This window comes from Wolbachia endosymbiont of Drosophila innubila (assembly GCF_021378375.1).
Classification (GTDB): domain Bacteria; phylum Pseudomonadota; class Alphaproteobacteria; order Rickettsiales; family Anaplasmataceae; genus Wolbachia; species Wolbachia pipientis.
In genome coordinates this window covers 665,388-686,191 of the sequence record NZ_CP076228.1, presented here as the reverse complement: position 1 = coordinate 686,191, position 20,804 = coordinate 665,388, and the positions used below count along the sequence as shown (strand labels likewise).

The 20,804-nt window shown below is 36.4% G+C and carries 19 protein-coding genes and 3 pseudogenes; 13 read left to right on the top strand and 9 right to left on the bottom strand.

Annotated elements, in window-relative coordinates:
- The first annotated feature begins 51 nt into the window (after window positions 1–51).
- Window positions 52–883: pseudogene (locus tag J4T77_RS03765) on the top strand (IS5 family transposase).
- 20 nt (window positions 884–903) lie between these two features.
- A pseudogene (terL, locus tag J4T77_RS03760) lies at window positions 904–1,428 on the top strand (phage terminase large subunit); the annotation flags it as partial.
- Window positions 1,429–1,620: 192 nt separating this feature from the next.
- Here the strand turns inward: terL and J4T77_RS03755 are convergent.
- Window positions 1,621–2,670 carry a class I SAM-dependent methyltransferase gene (locus tag J4T77_RS03755; RefSeq protein ID WP_010962785.1) on the bottom strand — a complete coding sequence of 350 codons (1,050 nt, stop codon included), beginning with the start codon at window positions 2,668–2,670 and terminating at the stop codon, window positions 1,621–1,623.
- Window positions 2,671–2,771: 101 nt separating this feature from the next.
- Here J4T77_RS03755 and J4T77_RS03750 point away from each other — a divergent pair, with 101 nt between their 5' ends.
- Together J4T77_RS03750 and J4T77_RS03745 are read left to right on the top strand one after the other, a co-directional pair.
- Entirely contained in the window at window positions 2,772–3,143 is a 372-nt protein-coding gene (locus tag J4T77_RS03750) for a hypothetical protein (protein WP_022626336.1), read from the top strand.
- A complete protein-coding gene (locus J4T77_RS03745) occupies window positions 3,144–3,428 on the top strand; it encodes a DUF2610 domain-containing protein (protein ID WP_010962783.1) in 285 nt (94 codons plus the stop codon).
- A gap of 6 nt (window positions 3,429–3,434) precedes the next feature.
- On the opposite strand, the gene dapD is transcribed toward J4T77_RS03745, so the two are convergent.
- Window positions 3,435–4,265, bottom strand: coding sequence for a 2,3,4,5-tetrahydropyridine-2,6-dicarboxylate N-succinyltransferase (gene dapD, locus J4T77_RS03740; RefSeq protein WP_010962782.1), 831 nt, complete (start codon window positions 4,263–4,265; stop codon window positions 3,435–3,437).
- 73 nt (window positions 4,266–4,338) lie between these two features.
- Between dapD and J4T77_RS03735 the strand changes: the two genes are divergently transcribed.
- Entirely contained in the window at window positions 4,339–4,767 is a 429-nt protein-coding gene (locus J4T77_RS03735) for a zinc-ribbon domain-containing protein (RefSeq protein WP_233640969.1), read from the top strand.
- Between the two features lie 94 nt (window positions 4,768–4,861).
- Window positions 4,862–5,539 (top strand): ribulose-phosphate 3-epimerase, encoded by a 678-nt coding sequence (gene rpe, locus J4T77_RS03730; protein ID WP_038198978.1) that lies wholly within the window; start codon window positions 4,862–4,864, stop codon window positions 5,537–5,539.
- A gap of 146 nt (window positions 5,540–5,685) precedes the next feature.
- Here rpe and tnpC read toward each other — a convergent pair.
- From tnpC to J4T77_RS03715, 3 genes and pseudogenes are all read right to left on the bottom strand, one after another.
- Window positions 5,686–7,032, bottom strand: a pseudogene (tnpC, locus tag J4T77_RS03725) (IS66 family transposase).
- 112 nt (window positions 7,033–7,144) lie between these two features.
- A complete protein-coding gene (gene ribD, locus J4T77_RS03720; RefSeq protein ID WP_190321323.1) occupies window positions 7,145–8,227 on the bottom strand; it encodes a bifunctional diaminohydroxyphosphoribosylaminopyrimidine deaminase/5-amino-6-(5-phosphoribosylamino)uracil reductase RibD in 1,083 nt (360 codons plus the stop codon).
- On the bottom strand, window positions 8,227–9,426 hold the full coding sequence (locus J4T77_RS03715; RefSeq protein ID WP_190321322.1) for a deoxyguanosinetriphosphate triphosphohydrolase: 1,200 nt from the start codon (window positions 9,424–9,426) through the stop codon (window positions 8,227–8,229). The genes ribD and J4T77_RS03715 overlap by 1 nt, the downstream gene beginning before the upstream one ends.
- Window positions 9,427–9,473: 47 nt before the next feature.
- Here J4T77_RS03715 and J4T77_RS03710 point away from each other — a divergent pair, with 47 nt between their 5' ends.
- Entirely contained in the window at window positions 9,474–9,935 is a 462-nt protein-coding gene (locus J4T77_RS03710) for a HesB/IscA family protein (protein WP_141456915.1), read from the top strand.
- Window positions 9,936–9,974: 39 nt separating this feature from the next.
- On the top strand, window positions 9,975–10,649 hold the full coding sequence (locus J4T77_RS03705) for an ABC transporter ATP-binding protein (protein ID WP_010962776.1): 675 nt from the start codon (window positions 9,975–9,977) through the stop codon (window positions 10,647–10,649).
- Window positions 10,650–10,887: 238 nt separating this feature from the next.
- Here J4T77_RS03705 and J4T77_RS03695 read toward each other — a convergent pair whose 3' ends face one another.
- The gene (locus tag J4T77_RS03695; protein ID WP_010081989.1) at window positions 10,888–11,586 is read right to left on the bottom strand and encodes an alpha/beta hydrolase; all 699 of its coding nucleotides are present in this window, start codon (window positions 11,584–11,586) and stop codon (window positions 10,888–10,890) included.
- Between the two features lie 155 nt (window positions 11,587–11,741).
- On the opposite strand from J4T77_RS03695, the gene J4T77_RS03690 reads away from it, so the two are divergent.
- From J4T77_RS03690 to tsaD, 4 genes are all read left to right on the top strand, one after another.
- Window positions 11,742–12,878 (top strand): cysteine desulfurase family protein, encoded by a 1,137-nt coding sequence (locus tag J4T77_RS03690; protein ID WP_010081988.1) that lies wholly within the window; start codon window positions 11,742–11,744, stop codon window positions 12,876–12,878.
- Between the two features lie 528 nt (window positions 12,879–13,406).
- Entirely contained in the window at window positions 13,407–14,144 is a 738-nt protein-coding gene (locus tag J4T77_RS03685; RefSeq protein ID WP_010081987.1) for a WD_0702 family putative metalloprotease, read from the top strand.
- A gap of 118 nt (window positions 14,145–14,262) precedes the next feature.
- Window positions 14,263–14,427 carry a hypothetical protein gene (locus J4T77_RS03680; protein ID WP_022626335.1) on the top strand — a complete coding sequence of 55 codons (165 nt, stop codon included), beginning with the start codon at window positions 14,263–14,265 and terminating at the stop codon, window positions 14,425–14,427.
- Between the two features lie 156 nt (window positions 14,428–14,583).
- Window positions 14,584–15,591: a tRNA (adenosine(37)-N6)-threonylcarbamoyltransferase complex transferase subunit TsaD gene (gene tsaD, locus J4T77_RS03675; RefSeq protein ID WP_010962772.1), complete on the top strand. Its 1,008-nt coding sequence runs from the start codon at window positions 14,584–14,586 to the stop codon at window positions 15,589–15,591.
- A gap of 352 nt (window positions 15,592–15,943) precedes the next feature.
- Here the strand turns inward: tsaD and J4T77_RS03670 are convergent, their stop codons facing one another.
- From J4T77_RS03670 to J4T77_RS03660, 3 genes are all read right to left on the bottom strand, one after another.
- On the bottom strand, window positions 15,944–16,459 hold the full coding sequence (locus J4T77_RS03670) for an IS110 family transposase (RefSeq protein ID WP_022626334.1): 516 nt from the start codon (window positions 16,457–16,459) through the stop codon (window positions 15,944–15,946).
- Complete coding sequence (locus tag J4T77_RS03665) at window positions 16,449–16,700, bottom strand: hypothetical protein (RefSeq protein WP_010081945.1); 252 nt, start codon at window positions 16,698–16,700, stop codon at window positions 16,449–16,451. Before J4T77_RS03665 ends, J4T77_RS03670 begins: the two co-directional genes overlap by 11 nt.
- A 521-nt stretch (window positions 16,701–17,221) precedes the next feature.
- Window positions 17,222–19,306 (bottom strand): coiled-coil domain-containing protein, encoded by a 2,085-nt coding sequence (locus J4T77_RS03660; protein WP_223823114.1) that lies wholly within the window; start codon window positions 19,304–19,306, stop codon window positions 17,222–17,224.
- A 94-nt stretch (window positions 19,307–19,400) separates the two neighbouring features.
- Here J4T77_RS03660 and J4T77_RS03655 point away from each other — a divergent pair, with 94 nt between their 5' ends.
- Window positions 19,401–20,789: a phosphomannomutase/phosphoglucomutase gene (locus tag J4T77_RS03655; protein WP_190321321.1), complete on the top strand. Its 1,389-nt coding sequence runs from the start codon at window positions 19,401–19,403 to the stop codon at window positions 20,787–20,789.
- Window positions 20,790–20,804 lie beyond the last annotated feature (15 nt).

Here is a 20,804-nt window from a genome sequence, read left to right as displayed (position 1 = left end):
CCGGAAACAAGTAAAAGGCTATAATATCTGAAATTTTAGTACGGGGTAAAGATGAGAAAAAAGTATCCAACAGATCTAAGCGAAAGGGAATGGGCAAGAATAGAAAAACACTTCAGAGTATCATACAAGAAAGGAGGAAGGCTGCCAAAGTATAGCAAAAAAGAAATATTAGAAGCAATTTTCTATGTATTGCGTACAGGGTGTCAATGGCGGTATTTACCAAATGATTTTCCGCTATGGAAGACTGTGTATGAGCAGTTCAGGCAATGGAAGAAGCAGGGAATTTTTGAGAAAATGAATTATGAAATTACAAAATATAGTAGAAGAAAAATAGGAAAGAATGAGCAGCCGAGTGCCTGTATAGTAGATAGTCAATCTGTAAAGACTACAGAAAAGGGGGATCAAAGGCTATGATGGAAGTAAAAAGTAAAGGGTAGAAAAAAGGCATATAATTACAGACACTCAGGGTTTTATACTAGGTTGTTACGTAGGCGCTGCTAACGAAAATGATAGAGATGGTATTAAAATAGCATTAAACAATATGAGAACAAAATATACTAAAGTTAAAAAAATGTGGGCTGACATGGGATACCAAGGAAGAAATTTAAAGAATCACATAAAGGAAGAATATGACATAGATATTGAAATTGTTAAAAGGCCTCCATGTAGATTTTGGGTGCACAAAGATACGCCACCTGAGCTACTACCAACAAGAGAACAAGGGTTTAAAGTACAGCCAAGAAGATGGGTTGTAGAAAGGACTTTTGCTTGGGTTAATAGGAATAGAAGGCTATCGAAGGAGTATGATTTACTCACAACATCCACTGAGAATTTCATATACCTAGCTATGAGTAGGGTTATGTTAAAGAGGGAATATGCTTGAATTTACTAGTTTCCGAACAACCTCTGAAACGCTATAAAAAATTTCCTGATAATCTCTCGCATATAACACAAAGTTGGGATACTGCGGTTTCAACAAGTAACATGAGCAACTTTAGTGTCTGCACCACCTGGGCAAAAATAGATAATAAATTCTATTTACTCGACGTATATCGCGCAAAGCTTGAGTATCCAAAGCTTAAAGAACAGGTTTTGTCACTAGCTGCAAGATGGACGCCACACGCAATTTTAATCGAAGCAAAAACAAGTGGTCAACAATTGGTGCAAGAGCTAAAGACAAACAGTGATTTACCGATTATTGAAATAGTGCCACATGATGACAAGCTCACTCGATTTCATCAAATTGTTCCGATTATAGAGTCTGGCAAGGTTTTTCTGCCACATCAAGCAGTATGGCTGAACGATTTTGAGTATGAGATTTTAATGTTTCCTGAAACGCGCCACGACGACCAAGTGGACAGTACCGTGCAATATTTGCAGTGGGTGAGAAACAGTACCTCCAGGGTTGCAGCTATACGAGCATTGTGATTTGAGTCTACCAGTACTGGGATGACAGCTAGGAGACAACCGTCATCCCGCTACTTATTAGCGGCTGAGATACCGCAGCGGTATGACGGTTCGCGGCGGCATGACGATAAGCTCGTCATTCCGCTACTCGTTAGCGGAATCTATGCTGAGATATCGCGGCGGTATGATGTAGGGGAACCTTTCTTGGGTTAGCTATATCAATAGCATTGCTTTAAAAAGAGTGCCCATATTTTCAGTCAACCTTAAGAATTCACTAAAGATCCTATTCTTTTGTTCATCACTTGCGCTTTTCATTAAAGCCTGGGTTCTTTCTTTTATGCCAAAAAGATATAAAAATTCCCTTTGAGTTAAAATCTCACAATCTACATGCTTTAATGGATCTCTTAACGCTTGAAAGTTCACAAGTGCGGTAATATCACTATTACCAACATTCTCAAGAAAATTAGCATACTTATGTTGTTTTATCGATTGCAAAGTGCTCTTATATGCGGGGTATACATAACCGTAATCTACAATCAAAGCAGCTCCTTTATTATTATATATCTTCTTCTCAAGTTTTTTTAATATTTCAACCCCAACTGAACATATTTCCACCACTGCACCATTAAAAAATTTTCCATTTGTCATCTGAGTAGCTGACACTGGAATCCATGATTCTTTTTTTCTGGATTCCAGTGTCACGCACTGGCATGACACCAAGAGACTGCCATCATCTTGTTTTGTCACCATATTTTCATACCACCCCTCATCATGATATACAAACTGATCTATCGGAAGAGCGTCAAAGAACTCATTTGCTAAAAAAATGGTTGGTTGTTCTGGTAGGTTGTCAATATTTTTGTGCCAATTAACATCTAAGCTTTTTAATTTTTCCTTTTGTATCTTCCGTAAAGTAGGGCTTATTTCAACTAAGTGGATCAACATTGAATTAAAAAAGCTGCTGTATTTTTTAGTGACTCTTATTATATCGTGAATGAGTGTTCCTTTGCCTGGCCCAAGTTCAACTAGAGAAAATTTTGATGGCTTTCCTAATTTTTCCCATGTATGCATTATCCAAACTGCAATTACTTCACCAAATAATTGGCTGATCTCAGGTGCGGTAGTAAAATCACCATCCTTACCAAGCGGTAATTTACTTGTATAATAGCCGTATTTTTCATGGTACAAAACGGCATTCATGAAATCACTGATGGATATTGATCCTTGACTTTTGTCAATTAATTCGTGTATATAAGTGAGCATGTTATTAATAAATGTTTAACTATAGCGTGCCATAATATAAAATAGTAGAGTATTTATATATATAGTATAAACTTAAGTTTGTGAGTAATAGTGCTTCAGTTATGGACGACAAAAACACCGATTATGTTGCCCTTATACCTCAAGATGATAGTATTGAATACAAATTTGAAGAAGCTGTCAATTTTATAGAAAACAAGGTTATAAATGCTGATGGGCTAACTTTAGCGGAAGTGTTTCAAGTGCTAGTTCAAATGCTAAATGGTGATCTAGAATTGGTAAAAAAAGTACTAGCATGTGCTAATATTATGGCAAAGCATGGAATGAAGGTAGCAAAAGAGTCGCAATTAAGCAGAGCTGATGTTCGCCGAGCTTTGGAAGGTAGAGAAAGTGTTGTCAATAGACAAGATTTTATAAAGAAACCACCTCTTCCACCTGCTATAAAATCGACCAAAAAGAAAAGTAGAGGTCTTTAAATGGCCGAATCTATAAAAAAATTTACTGTACAATGTGACTTCAAAGGGCAAAGTTCACCTTTTGCAATATATATAGGAAATCCAAAAAGCGATGCTCATCCAATTCATCATCAAGATTCCTGGCTTGTAAAAGAACGTGGAGGGAATATCCCTAATAAAGTAAAAGAAAGTCTACAAAAATTATATAAACTATCTCAAGAAAATGGAGTCTCTTTCTCAGAGTTATGCGCGTATGCCATTACTGTGGTTAGTAATAATGATAAAAAAAGTGACGACAAGGAGTAAGATAGTTTAATCCCTCAATATTTCATTTATAGAGATTTTCGATCTCGTCTTTTCATCCACTTTTTTTACTATGACTGCACAATAGGTTGAAATATTATTTTTAGATGGAATAGATCCTGGTACCACTACAGAATAAGGTGGCACTTCGCCGTAAAATACCTTGCTAGTTTCTCTATCAATAATCTTTGTTGATGCCCCAATAAACACGCCTATGCCAAGGACTGATCCTTCTCTCACTACCACACCCTCGGCCACTTCGCTACGTGCTCCAATAAAGCAATTATCTTCTATAATGACAGGTGAAGCTTGAATAGGCTCAAGAACTCCACCTATTCCCACTCCACCAGAAATATGACAGTTTTTTCCTATTTGCGCACAGCTACCAATCGTTGACCAGGTATCTATCATTGTTCCTGAATCAACATATGCACCAACGTTGATAAAACTTGGCATTAGAACAACATTTGTACCTATATAAGCAGATCGGCGAACAAAACACCCAGGAACTGCTCTAATTTTTAACCGGCGAAATTTCTCCTCATTCCATTCACTAAACTTGTTACCGATCTTATCAAACCAGCAATTGGTATTATCTATTATTTTATTTTCTTCGGTGAGAAAATGTAATAATATTGCTTGCTTTATCCACTTATGTACTACCCATTCTCCACTTGATAGCTTTTCTGCTACTCTAATTTTGCCACTATCAAGGAGCTCAATTACCTCTTTAATTGCTATTCTTGCTGTTTTCTTTAGATTACAGTCATTAAATTTTTCTCTATTTTTCCAAATATCTTTTATCTCACTCTGTGTTTTTTTTAGTTGCAAACCTTCCATTTGTTATATATATATTGATATTAAATTTGTAGCTCGTATCATTTGGGCTTGTTACTACTTATATGTAAGTGCTATGAAAATACAATGTAATAGTTGTACTAAAACTTACTTGGTATCTCCTAAGCAAATTGGCGCGTCTGGAAGAAAGGTAAAATGTACGAACTGCAATCACATATGGCATGAATATCTAGAAGAAGTGTCAAACAAATCGCACTCTGCTAATATACAGGAAAAAAAAGTTAGTGGAAGGAATTTTTTACAAAATCTAGCATTTACCACTCTAGCTTTTGCAACAGCTACAGGGTTATGCGTCGTAATTGCTAACGGCATCTTTCCTAGAGAGATGAACAAAGCATACAAAACGATCAATTTATACAAGGATTCAATAAGCTATAAATTAGGGTACAAAAAAGAACAAACAGAAAGTCCAAATGTAAAAAAACTTGCTGTAAATAAGTTTTATCAAGACTACCTTTTTTTATCTAATTTAAGATCTAGTTAAATAGGCATACCGATATCGGTCTCTAGCTACTCAGATGGTGCTTAGGGTGACAGAGTTTTGAAAATAAGTTATTTTTTAGCAAAAAAGGCAGCTCATGAGTATTAAAATTGCACCTTCTATACTTTCAGCAGATTTTGCAAAATTAGGGGAAGAAGTAAGAAAAATTAGCGATTTAGGTGTGGATTACATACACATAGACGTTATGGATGGGAATTTCGTTCCAAATATTACAATTGGTCCTAGCGTTGTTTCTGCAATACGTAAATATAGCAATCTTCCTTTTGATGTGCATTTAATGGTCAAATCTCCTGGTAACCACATTGAAAGCTTTATAAATGCTGGTGCTGATATTATCACTGTACATGCAGAAGCAGAGACACACCTTGAGAGGTTGATAAGAAAGATAAAGTCATACAAAAATGTAAACGACGAAAAAAAACCGATTCAAGTTGGAGTTTCAATTGTTCCTTCAACTTCTCCAAGTGTGCTTGAATATATAATACATGAGCTAGATATTGTGCTGATTATGACAGTCAACCCTGGCTTTGGAGGGCAGGAATTCATTCATTCACAGTTGAACAAGATATCTACTATAAAAAAAATGATACAAGAGCGTAACCTTAAAACACAAATTTCAGTAGATGGTGGAATTAACTTTTTTAACGCAGCTGATATAATAAAAGCAGGTGCAGATATTTTAGTTGCGGGATCGGCGATATTCAAGGCTGAAGATATTAAGAAGGCCATAAACTATCTTAAAAATCCATCGTAGTAATCCTATATAGCTAAAGTGGCTTAGGTTTACCTACAATTTGAAAAACAACAAATTCGTCATTCCGCTACTCGTTAGCGGAATCTATGCTGAGATACCGCGGCGGTATGACGTAGAAAAACCTTTCTTGGGTTGTATCCGTTCAGCTAAGCGGTGTGAGAGATGATAGATAAGAGGTTTTGGAAAGGATTGAGACCCCTTTGTTTCCATGTCAAGTATAATGAAATTATCCGTTCAAGTTCCCCACTTCGATTGGGTAAAATATGAATTTTTGCGATAAACGACATAATGCCGTATCTGCTGTTCAGCATGGTTGTTTGTCAGCGGAATGTTTTCTGGGTCATCTAAAAATTTCCACATCATTCTTTCAGATTTCAAAATATTCTTTGCAACTCGAGAAGCTCCAATTGCTTCAGGTAAACGGCTTCAAGTAATACCTTGTACGTTTTCGCAATTTTCTGGCACGTCTGGTAAATCTAAAAACATCTATCTCATTTTTTAGCAAGGCCTTTTTTAGTGCAAATAATTCAGTGGCTACGTTTCTTAAGTAACAGCCCAGAACTTTAACTTCAACTATGTGCTAATCTTTCAAAATCTCTTGATAAATGTGCCCAACAGATTTGCCTATTCTTATCGGCAAAGTAGTTGTATGCTGCGTACCTGTCGTAAGCTATTGCGATTGCAGAACTTACTATTTTGTAAAACCTTCATTCCTTTTGACTCTGTCAATTTTATAAAACTTGCTGTATTACTGGCAAACATCCAGCACCAACCAAGTTTACCTTTGTTATAACGGCTCGTTTCATCGATATGCAGAACTTCACTTTTACTTACTTCTTGCTCGATTTGCTCATATGCTTCTTGGCATTTTTCTGCAACTCTAGCCTCGCTATTTGACACGCTACCAACACTGATGCCCAGGTTGAAAATATTTTTTATAATATTTGCTACTTCTCTTTTCGAGTTCTTGTAAAATCCGCTCAGCGCCGCAATTGTTGACTTAACTTTTGGACCAAATGTATCCGCAGTAACACCTTCTGGTAGCCTGCTACTTTTTCTTTTTCCACACTTGCAACAGCGGCCATTGGTATTCCACAACATAAGCTGGCAAATCAACTTTTTGATGAATGTATGGCTCTTTCGATATCGCAATTTCTCCTCCGCACTCGCAAGAACTCTATTTTCACCACTTCATCTGCTTCCATTTTAGGGCGATACTTTCCTTCATGCCCAATCTGTGCCCCTATTTTCCTGTCACTTTTTTTCTTTTTCTTCTTTAGCTTGTATAACTCTTTTGAGCTCGGTATCGATGAATTTTGTGAATTCAGACCTAGTCTTTCTTTCAATTCAGCATTTTCGATTCTTAGCGCCTTATTCTCAGATCTAAAATTTTCGTTTTCTATCTCTAACCTCTTTATCTCTGCTTTTAGTTGCTCTATCTCTATTTTAAAGCTTTCACAGAGCTTGAGAAGACTAGCTAGTAGATCAGACATATTTACCACACATACTACTTGTGATATTATGTTTTTAGCACTCCTTGTCTACTTTTTATTTTACCGCTCCGCTGAACGGATACCTTTTTTTTACTGTTTGAGTATGTAAGGATTATGACAACCTATCCCAAACCTCAACTATATCCTCACTAAACTCTATTATCTTTGTTTTTTTAAACTGATAACAGTTGTTAATGAATTGAATCCCTAAATCTCCTACAAAAGGAGTGGCATCATTGCCTAAAATTTTACCACTGCGGCATATTATCAACCTGTCGATTAAATTACACTTTAATAGTTCTGTGATTAACACTCCTCCACCTTCAACTAATAATCTTGTTATACCAATTTCTGAAACAAGTTTTAATGCCATGTCCTTTAGGCAAACCTTACCTGCGTTGCTTGAATTAACTACTAAGTAGTTAATGTTTTTTATTTTTTTCTCTACTTCTTTATTTGTGATGACCCAAGTTATTACTTTGTCTGCAGTCTTTGCAATGTTATGCTCTTCCTTTAATCTCCCTTGACTATCTATAATTAGCCTTATTGGCGATCTACTTCCGAGTCCTGGTAATCTGCAAGTTAAGAGTGGATCATCATTAATAAGAGTATTGCTGCCAATCATAATTGCATCATATTTCGTTCTGAGCTCATGCACCCAGTTTCTCGTATTTTCACTTGTTATCCATTTGCTATCGCCTGTAAATGTTGCGATTTTTCCGTCAAGAGTTGTTGCGACTTTGCAAGCTATAAATGGTCTATGTAATTCTTTAGTGGTGAAAAAACCGACATTCAGTTCTTTTGCCTCTTTTTGCATAATACCTTGCTCAACTTCAATTCCTGCTTCTTTCAGAGCTTTCATGCCTCTGCCTGAAACTCTACTATCTGGGTCAATAGTTGCAATTACTACTCTTTTTATGCTAGCTTTTATGATTTTTGCAGTGCAAGGCCCCGTGACTCCGTGATGACAACATGGCTCAAGAGTGATATATATAGTTGCGCCATGAGTTGAATCTTTAGCGTTTTGCAAAGCGACTACCTCCGCATGCGGACGCCCACCAATCCCTGTGTATCCCTCACTAACAATTGTACCATCCTTTACAATAATACACCCGACAGCAGGATTTGGTGCAACATTTCCAAGATTTTTTTCTGCAAGCCTTAATGCAATTGACATGAAATGATCATCAGTCATTAGAAAGAAGTCATTTCGTATGAGGTATCAAAAATTCTTCTGTGCTCGTGTATAGCAAATCTATCTGTCATACCTGAGATATAGTCACATATTATTACTGAACGCTGAGATTCACAAGCGAGTTTGCTCCACTCTGTGGGAAGTAATCCTGGGTTTTCATAAAAACATTGAAAGAGTTCCTGTATTATGCGTTTTGCTTTGTTCATCGTTCTACTCAGTTTATAGCTTCTGTATATTTTCTCCATGTTGAATCTTTTCATTTCTTTTGTAGCATTCGCAACTTCTGGTGAAAATGTGACTAGCATTTTATTTAGACTTCTTACGTCTTCTACGCTTTTTATTTTGTGATCTTCAATATTTCTTTCAGTCTGAGAAACAACATCACTTATCATAGTTCCTATAGTTCCACTCAGTGATTCATGTATGAGTTTGCTCTGAGGCAATTCTGAATATCTGCTCCTTATGTCTTTAAACATTTTTTCAATTAAAGGAACATTCAGCAAATCTTCGATGGTTACTAAATTCGCCCTGAGTGCATCATCAAGATCGTGAACACTGTAAGCAATATCATCGGCAATTGAAGCAATTTGCGCTTCAATGCTTGAAAATTCTTCAAGTTTTAGATCATATTTTTTGTTGTATTCTAATAACAGCTGATTATTTGTAGAAGACTCCGCGTTTTGACCAAGCAAGGGACCGTTATGTTTTGCAACTCCTTCAATCACCTCCCAACTTAGATTCATACCATCAAAATCAGCATGTTTTTGTTCGAGGTAAGTTAAAATCCTTATAGCTTGAACATTATGATCAAACTCATACTTCTCGTTATCAAGATTCAAATCTTGAACTGATTTCTTTAGAGCATCTTCACCTGCATGACCAAATGGAGGATGACCAAGATCATGTGCGAGCGCTATGCATTCAGTGATATCCTCATTTAAGCCAAGTCTACGCGCAATGGACCTTGCAATTTGTGCAACTTCAAGGCTATGAGTAAGCCGAGTGCGATAGTAGTCGTGCTCATAATTGATAAAAACTTGTGTTTTGTACTCCAATTTTCTAAACGCATTAGAGTGAATGATACGGTCCCTATCACGCTGAAAGCAGCTGCGATTCTCATCTTCTGGCTCTTTGAAGTATCTCCCTTTTGTTTTGCTTGGAAAACATGCATAATTTAATAGAAAGTTATTGTTTGACATGTAAAATTTCTACTATAATAAGTTATCAATAATAAACGATGGTTACTATGTCAACAAATTACAACATCAACTTAACTGATAATGCACTAAAAAAAATCCACTCTCTTGCAGAGCAGGAAGGGGATAAGAGTTCCATTTTACGGGTTGCAGTTTCAGGTGGTGGATGTTCTGGCTTCAAATACAATTTTCTTATGGATCAAATGAATAAAAATCTATCTTTGGATGATGAAGACGATGATTACGATGATGAGTTTGATGACGAAGACGAAGATGATGACTATGAAGAAAGTGAGGACTATAGAAGCCACTCCAGTTTTAGCAAAAAAGGTAAAGATATAGTAATTAATGATGAAAATGGAAACCCTGTATTAATGGTTGATAATTGTTCAGCAAAATTTTTAAATAACTCAGTTATAGATTATACTGAGGATCTTAGTGGTTCTGGTTTTCAAATAAAGAATGCCTTTGCTAAGTCTCAATGTGGCTGTGGTAACAGTTTTTCGGTTTAATTATTACTAAAACTTAGATGCCTTCTGGATTTTTTAAACATGGGTGGTAATGTAGCACTAGAACTAACTTCCGTAGATAAAAGCTTCAAGAACAATTCTGCTGTTGTAAAGGATATCAACTTAAGTGTCACAAGAGGGCAAGTAGTAGCGCTGATTGGCGATTCAGGTGCAGGGAAAACAACTATATTGCAAATCGCAGGCTTGTTGGACAAGCCAACTTCAGGTATAGTTACGATAGATGGAATAAATTGCACACAAGCCAGTAATAAGCATAAAACTCATGTAAGAAGAAATTTTCTTAGTTTTGTTTATCAATTTCACTATTTGTTACAAGAGTTATCGGTGTTGGAAAATATTATGCTTCCTCAACTCATTGCAGGAAAAAGCAAAGCTGAAGCAAAAAAAAATTCGCAAGCAATGTTGGAAAAATTTGGTCTGGAAAACAAAGCAAGTAGCATGGTATCTGAAGTTTCGGGTGGGGAAAGGCAGAGAGTTGCAATTGCAAGAAGCATTGTAAATTCTCCAAAGCTTTTACTTGCAGATGAGCCAACAGGAAACTTAGATCCAACAAATTCTTTTAACGTGTTTTTACTGCTACATTCATACGTAAAGGAAAATAACAGCTCTATGCTTATAGTAACACACAATCATCTCCTTGCAGAAAAGGCAGACTGCATTTTCCAATTGAGAGATCGATCATTAGTGAAGTTGTGAATAGGAAAAATAGCACAATTTCTATGCCTTATACTTATCTAACCAATGATCATTAACAGAGTACAACTCGCATGAAATGCTTTCATTGCTTTTTATACACGGACTTTTTAACTTACGCTGTTTACTTAGGGAACACCCCGATAACATAAACACAGCTAAAACAAAAAATAATAGCTTTTTAAACATAACAAAACCTTTTCATTTATATTACTACACTCATTTCTCTTGTTTGTAAAGATTAGGCATATTCTTTTACCCTTACCTCTTTTTTGACCTTTTGAAAAGAAATAGTTGCACTATTCAAGCGCAGTTTTATATAATTGTCCACGATTTGAGTCACTTCCTCTTCTTTATCCTTTAGAAAGTGATTAGTATCATCTATTATATAGTATTTCATGTGATCACTTCTTACTGAATTTATCAACCTTTTTGCTAATTCTGTTACATCGCTTTCTTCTGAGATTGTATCATTACTGCTTTGTATTATAAGCCCAGAAACTGGACAGGGAGAAAGAAAAGAAAAATCGTACTTAGTTACCGGAAGAGAAAGAGCAATAAAACCCACTATCTCAGGGCGGCGCATTGTTAGCTGCATAGCCACCCATGCTCCAAAAGAAAAACCAGCGATCCAAATTGGAACATTGCTAGGATTATGTTCCTGAAGCCAATCAATGGCTACCGCAGCGTCAGTTAATTCTCCTATACCCTTATCAAAAGTTCCGGTAGATTTTCCCACACCACGAAAGTTAATTTTCAATGCAGAAAAATTGTTATCGATAAAAGACGTATATGTACTATGTACAATTTTACTATCCATATTACCACCATATTGAGGATGATGATGTAAAACCAGCACAACCGGCGCGTTGGCATCTTTGCTTTGGTGGTATTCACCTTCTATCTTTCTTGTTGCATTATTCAAAAAAACTTCAACCATGGTAACCCCTAATAAGAACCCGCTTGACAGGTATTAATGACGTGAGTTATTAATTATGTATTAATTTCGCTGTTTTTGCAATAAATTTTTTATCGTGTTAAAGCTAACGTACATAGTTATGGCTATAGTTGATGGTAAACTTATTTAAGTGACAGATGAGTCCATTCTCTTTAGAAAATAGTGGTTGCGTATATGCTGATTACAATGCAACTGCTCCAATTAGTGAAAATGTAAAAAAAAGTATATTTGAGGTCTTGTTAAAACAAACGCTCAATCCATCATCACTACATAAAAGAGGACAAGAAGCGAGGAAGATTCTTCAGGATGCAAGAGATAACGTACGTGGTGCTATTGGCGTCTCAAGTGATAAAGAAATAGTTTTTACGTCTGGTGCAACTGAAGCGAATAACCTTGTTATGAGAGGAATAGCAGGCTACCTGCATATAATTTCAGCTATAGAGCATCCTTCAATTCTTAATTCTGCATGTAATCCATATATAATACCTGTTAATCAGGAGGGCATTGTTGACTTTTTAGAGCTAGAAAAAATTCTAAGCGAACTTAAAGGAAACAAAGCAATAGTTTCAGTTATGATGGCAAATAACGAAACCGGAGTTATTCAACCTATTGAGGAAATAGCTGAAATAGCCCACAAATTTGGAGCAATTTGCCACACTGACACTGCTCAAAGTGTTGGGAAAATTAAAGTTAATATGGAAGATTTAGGAGTGGATTTACTCACTTTATCCGCCCATAAATTTGGCGGTGTAGCAGGCAGTGGAGTTTTAATATTCAATAAAGAACTTGCGATAGAACCTATTATAATAGGTGGTGGACAAGAGAAGGGATTTCGTGGTGGTACGGAAAATATTGTTGCGATTGCAGGCCTTTCTGCTGCACTGCAAAATATTCCAGACCTTCTATCAAAAATGGATGAAGTAAAGGAGCTACGTGATCAATTAGAGTGTGAATTATTAAATCTTGCCAGTGACATAAGAATCTTCGGTAAAAACTCTAAGAGGCTGCCAAACACAAGTTTTATTTATATGCCAGGAGTAAAGAGTGATGTGCAGCTTATGCATTTTGACTTGAATCATATTGCAGTTAGTAATGGCTCCGCATGTTCTTCTGGAAAAGTTGAGCCTTCCCATGTTTTGCTTGCAATGGGGGCAACAAAAGAGCAAGCAGAGTGTTCAATTAGAATCAGTATAGGTCCAGAAACTAAACCACAAGACATAAAAAAAATAGTGGATTGTTGGTATAATATCTACAAGCAGAACACCTTGGTATAGATAATACGTGGTATCATGCAGGCACTGGCCGAGCATTAGATGTAAAAAATTACTTTACAACCCCGCGGTATCTCTAGATCCCGCTAACAAGCAGCGGGATGACGGTTGTTAGGCTAGCTGTCATCCAAGTAGCTGACACTGGTTCCTTTATGACGGCAGTGCCCCTATGGTGTCATTCCAGTGTCCTGACTACTTGGATCTAGCAAACTTTGCTTGCAAATAAGTCTAATAAGTGTCGCGTTTTATGCCAAAACACAATTGGAGTTACATGCAAAATAGATCCCAGACTGGGATGACAAAAAAAGAGCACTGGAATGACACCATTTGCTGTGCAATTTACCTTCAAAAATGAATGTTCGTACAGCTATGGATTCATTCGCGGTATCTCACCATAGATCCCGCTGACAAGCAGCGGTATGACGGTTATCAGTAAACATGAATTACTTTAGCTATGCAATCAGGCTTCCTAAAAACACTTTGTAGCCAATCAATTCTTGAGTATAAAAAGAATTCCTTTAATAATAAGGTATGCTAATCAGGAATTTAATAAAACAAGCAACTCAAGTAGGAAGCAGTGAAAATGCAATACGGTATGTCGAATATCTCTATCAATTTGAGAAGTTTAGAAACACATTAAACCTCACTTTATCACTAATAAAGCAAAACAGGCTCTCATTTGAAATATACCAAGAGGGATTAGTGGATATGGAAGAGGGAGTGTGTAAGACAATCAGGTCTTCCAGTGTAAATAGATATGTTATTGTACTGAGGAAGTCAAACCCATACATTATAGTGCATGAACTTTCACACATGGTTGAAAATGAACTGAACTTAAGTTTGGAACAGGAATTTCTCCATAAAGTTTACCAGGATATTGAGCAGAACCTAAAGCAAGCAAATATTCTTGTGCAGAAAATTATCGGCCAAGTTATATTTAAGGAGATACAGGCTTATCAAACTGCAAAATCACGTGCATCTGAATTATTTGCACGCTATTTTGAGCTATTTGCTTGGGCGCAGGAGGTTTACCCTAAAGATAAAGAATACTTAATCCGCACTCAAGACTTAAACAAAGTGTTCCTTGCTACTGGCCAATGGAAAAAGAGCTACCTTGATTCACAAATGATGGAGAGAATAGATAAGGAAATCAAGGAATACAGCAATAAAACTGCCACTAAAGACGTAACCAAAGTGCAAAGCAGTTGGACTAATAAATTTTCTCCTGGGGGCAAAAAAATTAGCTCTATATTTGGAGATGATGATTAGCTTATAGTGCAGGTTTTCCTACGTCATGCCGCCGCGAACCGTCATACCGCAATTCATTCTTTTGGTGTACGAACATTGCAATTTGCAGGTAATTTGAGTAGTAGATGGTGTCATTCCAGTGCTTGACACTGGAATCCAGGAATTTGGATTGGGCACTAAGTTGGTGAGCATAAAAGTGGCTGATCTTATGTTAAAACACAACGTTCTTGATGAGATTACGGCAAGGCTGGATTCCAGTGTCAAGCACTGGAATGACACCATTTGCTGTGCAGTTTACCTTTAAGAATGAATGTTCGTACAGTTGTGCGCGGTATCTCATCAGCTAACACGTAGCGGAATGACGGTTGTCGGTAAATCTTTTAGCTATAGAAGTTAACTTTGCAGTTAACTTCTACAGCGTTTCAAAGTATAGTTTTGGTAATACAGTAACTAAATATACATGAAAACCATTTTAGCTGTTGAAACAAGCTGCGACGAAACTGCAGTAGCGATTGTAAATAGTGACAAGCAAGTCCTTGCTCACGAAATTCTCTCCCAAGCAGAACACAAAAAACGTGGTGGGGTGATCCCTGAAATAGCTTCACGTGCTCATATGGAGCATTTAAGTGGTCTAATAAAAAGCGCCGTGGAAAAATCTAACCTTAACTTTTGTGACCTCAATGCAATTGCAGCAACATCAGGACCAGGACTCATAGGTGGATTAATAGTTGGTACAATGATGGCTAAAGCAATTGCGCATGTAGCACAAAAACCATTCATTGCAGTGAATCACTTAGAAGCGCATGCATTGGTTATTAGGTTACTGCATGAGGTAAAATTTCCATTTTTAGTCCTACTAATATCAGGTGGTCACTGTCAATTTTTAATTGCACAGGATGTAGGTAAATACATTAAACTTGGAGAAACGCTCGATGATTCACTAGGAGAAGCATTTGATAAAGTTGCTAAGATGCTGGGTTTAAGCTACCCAGGAGGCCCATTAATTGAAAAGTTGGCTAAAAAAGGCAATGGCACAAGATTCAAACTGCCAAGGGCAATGATAAAACGTTCTGGATGTAACTTTTCGTTTTCTGGGATTAAAACAGCAGTAAAAAACTTAGTACAAGAACTTAAAATGAGCGAGCAAGATGTGTGTGATGTATGTGCTTCGTTTCAAGAGTGTATTAGTGACATACTGCTGGACAGGGTTAGTAATGCAATTATTATGGCCGAATCTTTAAATATCAAAATCAATGACTTTGTGATTACCGGCGGAGTTGCAGCAAATAATTTCTTGAGAGAAAAATTAAAACAACACATAAACTTAAACATATTTTTTCCCCCTAACGACCTATGTACAGACAATGCAATTATGGTTGGATGGACAGGAATTGAAAGGTTACAGAAAAATTATATAGATCCACTTAATTTTGCACCAAGACCTAAGTGGGAGTTAGAGAGTTATTAAAAGCTCTCAATTCTGAATTATAGCTAAAGTGACTTAGGTTCTCTAATTGCACATAAGTCAACAATAATTTTCACACAAATCAAAACAGCATATCTTCTCCATAATCCTTGGTAATTTTACATAAGTGAAAAGTAGCATATGGTTCTCTCCGCGGTCTGAGATGACAATAAACTTGTCAAGCCGCATTATACTTGTTAGGCGGAAGTGGACGGTAACATGTTTACCACGAAGTCTAACTAAGTTCTTGCTTGTCCCTTCCATCGGCATTGCTATCTTTATTTTCAATAAAATTATTGTCCTATGCTCTTTTGATGTTTATTGATAATAAAATTCTGTTTTATCAACCAACATCCTATGCATAATTACAGCTAATTTTCTTGCTACTGCTACAATTGCTTTTTTCATTCCTTTTTTCTTCGCAACTCCAGTTTTTTAATTTAAATGTCCTCTTGGTAACTGTAAGCATTGTTTGTGCAGCTTCATATAACATACTTCTACATTCCGCTGGTCCCATCTTTGATATGCTGCCATGCCGATCAACTTCTCCAGAAGAATATTGCCTTGGTGTCAACCCTATATATGCTCCAACTGTATCAGATTTCTCAAACCTATGTGGGTTATCAATTGCAGCTTTATACGTCATTGCTACTATAATCCCCACTCCTGGAACAGTAGTTAACAATTTACAATCATCGTCTTTTTCACCTTGTTCTGAAAGCATTTTGTCAAGCTTTCTTAATGACTTTTCTATTGCTTCTAAACTACAAACTAACGCTTCAATTGAACTCCTACTGATTTCATCCAAATTATTTATTGCCTCTTGTATTCTTAAAGCGAAAGTTTCAAATTTTGATCCTTTACCGACCATGTATCTTCAACAACCCTCTTATTGTTCCAATAACCTGCTGTTTGCTACACATTAGCTGTCTTCTGCTTCCAAGCGCTATTTTAATTTGACAACTGATTTTACTAACACTTCTCATCATCTGCGCTATACCCCTCGCATCGTTTTTATCATTCTTATTGATTCTTGCAGACAACGCTGCTGCCATATGCCTTGCATCTACACAAATTACTGGTAATCCAAAACTCCTTAACTCTTTGCACATTGATATTGACAACTATCCACTTTCTATTCCTATGGGTTCGTATTTTTTGCCTTGGCTAATTTGCTATTGCCTTACTTTCGCTTGCAACAACTTCTTCCTTAACAACTTTTCCTTTCTCATCAACGATACTTATAAAAGTTTCTTTTAATGAGATCGCTATAATATTTCATGACCTACTGTAAAAGTTTAAATTATTTTTGAAGAACCAATTCATTGAATTTGTTACTTCGTGCTAAAATAATGGAGTATGTCTCTCCATCATTCAATAGCAATTACAGTATGTTTAGCTATAATTTGAAAAACAAAAATTCGTCATTCTGCTACTAGTTAGCGGGATCTAGAGGTACCGCGGCGGCATGACGTAGGATTGCTGTCATCCCGCTGCTTGTTAGTGGCTAAGAGATACTGTGAATAAATCACGGTATGACGGTTAAGTATCCCGCTACGTGTTAGCGGCTGAGATAACGCGAATAAATCGCGGGATGACGTGTTGCTTGGGTCAGCTATAGAAGCAAAACTCATCATTTTGAAAGAGGAGGAGATTTTTCCGGACCCTCAGCAGGGATTGATTTTGGATCTGATAATTCTGTATTTACCTTGATTGGCTCTAATGGAGTTTTCTGCTCTTCCGGTTTATCATCTGGAATTGGAACAGGCCAATCCATAATGTTTTGCGGTATAACTTTTGCTTCTTTAGCTTCTTTTTGACCTGTTGAAGATGATGCATCAACTCCTGCATTTTTGGTAACTTCTTGTTTTAGTTGTTTATTTTCTTCTTGCAGTTGCTTTAAATTTTTCTTTAACTCGTCAATCTCTCTTATTTTTTGTTTTAATTGTTCAGATATAGTTAGTTTGTCTCTAGTCAATTTTTTGTTTTCTTGTCTTAACCCACTAGCTGTTCTGCTTGAGTTGTTGTTTACAGCTTGTATACCTTGGTCTTGCTGCTGCATGCTTGTTCCTCTACTTTCATATTCAACTTCAGTTTGAGTTGCCTGACCTTTTTCCTGCTGTAATATGTTCTGCAGTTGCTCTAGACTCTCTTTGACAGATGCCAGCTCTTCCTGTGTACACGTTAACATCCCTTCCTTTTCCTTAAGTTGATATTGAAGTTTTTCTATTTCCCTCTTCGTATTTTCTTCGCTTAGCTCATCTGCAAGTGATCTTCCAGGTTCAAGTTGTCGAATTTCCCTCTCTAAATCTTCCTTTTCTCTCTGTAATTCATTTAATTCTTTAGACAATTGGCTCGCCGTTTCAGCCAATGTATTGTTTTCCTTTTTTGTTTCCATTAACTGTTCTGCCAACTGCTTTTTATGATCATCCTTTAAACCTTCCACTATTTTCTTCAGGTCATTCTCCAAATTTGCATTCTTTTCCTTTAGTACAGTTAAATTAGCTTCACTTTGCTTCAATTTTCTCTGTAATTCTTTATTTGCCTCATTTGTTTCACCTTCCTTATCTTTCAACTGATCATTTAAGTTCTTTATTACATCATTTTTATCCTGTAGTTCTTCCTCTTGTTCCTTTATTCTTTGACCTCTTTCAAATATCGCTCGCTGTTGTTCATTGATTTTATCTCTCAAGGAGTCACGTTCTAATCTTAGATCCTCAAGCTGCTTTGCCTGCACTGCAAAATATTTAGCAAATGTTTCTTTTTCTTCCTCTAATTCCTCAACTTCATCTTTTAATCCTTCTTGCTCATACTCTTCTTCATCACCAGACATATCATCCTCAAATATTTCATCTTCATCACTAAATTCACTGCTGGTGGATATAGAACTTCTACGTGAAGAAGGTGTGCTAGGAGAGGAATACCCACTGCTGCTTGATGTAGGTGACTGTGGTGATATATGTAGATCTTTTGTAAATATTTCCTCTGCTGGTACTTGCTGATCGTCTACACTCTTGGATATGCCAGTAAAAGCTTGATACAGAGTTTTTCCGTTGATAAAAACTTCTTTATTTTGTCCAACTAACTTTAATACTTCTTCTGAACTCGTTATTCCTCCAAATTTTGGCTCACCAATAACACTCTGTATACCACCAGAATCCAATTTTACGGTCATGCTACAGTCTATGCTGTTACCTTCAGAATCCTTAGCCTGCCAATTAATGGTCATTTCACATGAGCTTGAACTAGTAAAATCATAGTGCCTTTCGCTGCCTTTTTTGGTTGCAGTTATTTGACTATCTTTCCCTGAAGATATGTTATAAACCTTACCTTCACTGCTGGTCCTAAAAATATTGCTAATTTCTATTGGTTTTTCTTCATTTTCAAATCTAATTTTGAAGTCATTATCCTTTGTTGGATACACTAAGAAATTTTGACCAGGCAGAGACGACTTAAGTTCTTTATGCATTGCGTCTATTGATTGCTCAAATTTTTGGAACTCCTTTTCCCACTTTAAATTTATCTGTCCTGTAATGTTCTCATCTTTGCGTAAAGGACCAATAAAGTACCAGATTAAATTTTCTTCCTCCAGTCTTTTGATAAAATCCTGAAGATCGTTGCAAGATTCAATGACATTTAAAGTATCATTTTTCTTTTGTTCATCTACATCTAAACTTTGACTTTCAGCTATAAATACATTTTCGTTTTCCTGTGGCATAATTTTACATTTTAAAAAATATACTATAATACTAACAGATTTCTTTAAAAAATCAACTAATTGTTGAATAAATAAACTTGAGCATTTGGCCAAAATGTTATATAGTAGTCACTTCAAGAAGTACAGTATGGACAATACCATTATAAGAAAATACGATATTAGAGGTATAGTAGGCAAAGATTTGCAGATTAATGATGGGTACGAGATAGGTAGAAAGTTTGGCCAAACCGTAGCTAGTGTTTGTGTCGGCTACGACAGCAGAATAGATTCACCAGGTATAGAAAGAGAATTAATTAGGGGCTTAACTTTATCCGGTGCAAATGTTATACGCGTTGGGCTATGCTCTTCACCTATGCTTTACGCTGCAACACAAATCACACAGGCGGATCTTGGTATCATAATAACTGCCTCTCATAACCCCAGCGAATATAATGGCTTTAAATTTTTTAGTAATAAAAAAGTCTTCTCAGATCAAGAAATGAAGGAAATTATAAGCAGTCCAATTAAAAACAGCACAAGAATTGGAAGCTTAATTAACATAAATATATATAGTGAGTACATTAGCATATTGAAAAGTGCAGTGAAGAACGATACTACACAGAAATTAAAAATAGCCTGGGATTGTGGAAATAGTCCAGCAAGTGGAATTATAAGGTATATTGAAAAGATCTTGCCTGGTCATACGCACATCGTAACCAATAACTCTATAGATGGGGCATTTCCACTGCATGATCCAGATCCCATAGAGGAAAAAAATCTTGCTCAATTAATTGACATTGTGAAGGAATATGGATGTGATCTTGGCATTGCGCTAGATGGCGATAGCGATAGGGTGCGCTTAATTGATAATAAAGGCAACGTTGTTTCCAATGACCATTTATTTATAATTTTTGCACGTGAAGTGTTGGAGGAATATCCAGAAAGCAAAGTTATTGCTAACGTAAAAATGAGTATGAAAGTGCATGATTTTGTTAGCAAGTTAGGAGGGCAAGTTATCACCTGTGCTACTGGACATTCACTAGTTAAGAAGAAGATGGTAGAGGAAGAGGCAAAGTTTGCTGGTGAATTAAGCGGGCACTTCTTCTTTTCTGAGCTAAGTTTTGATGATGGGCTATATTCTGCTGTTAAAGCAGTTGACATTTTGCTTAAGAAAAACCAAAGCCTATCTCAGGTGATTGAGGATTTACCGAAGTTATATATCACTCATGAAGTGAAGATTGTAGTGAAAGATAAGAAAAAGTTTCAAATAATTGAGTCAATAAAGAAAACACTGGAGCAGCAAAATATTGTATTTTCAGATCTTGATGGTGTTAAGGTAACCGATAATAAAGGTTGGTGGCTTCTTAGGGTATCAAATACGCAAAACTGCATTACAGCAAGATGCGAAGGAGAGACTTTAGAGGGTTTTGAACTTACTAAAAAGGTTTTGTTCCATTACATTGATGAAGCAAGGTCTTTAAATTGTAGCTACTCACAGAAATAAATTTGATTTATAAAA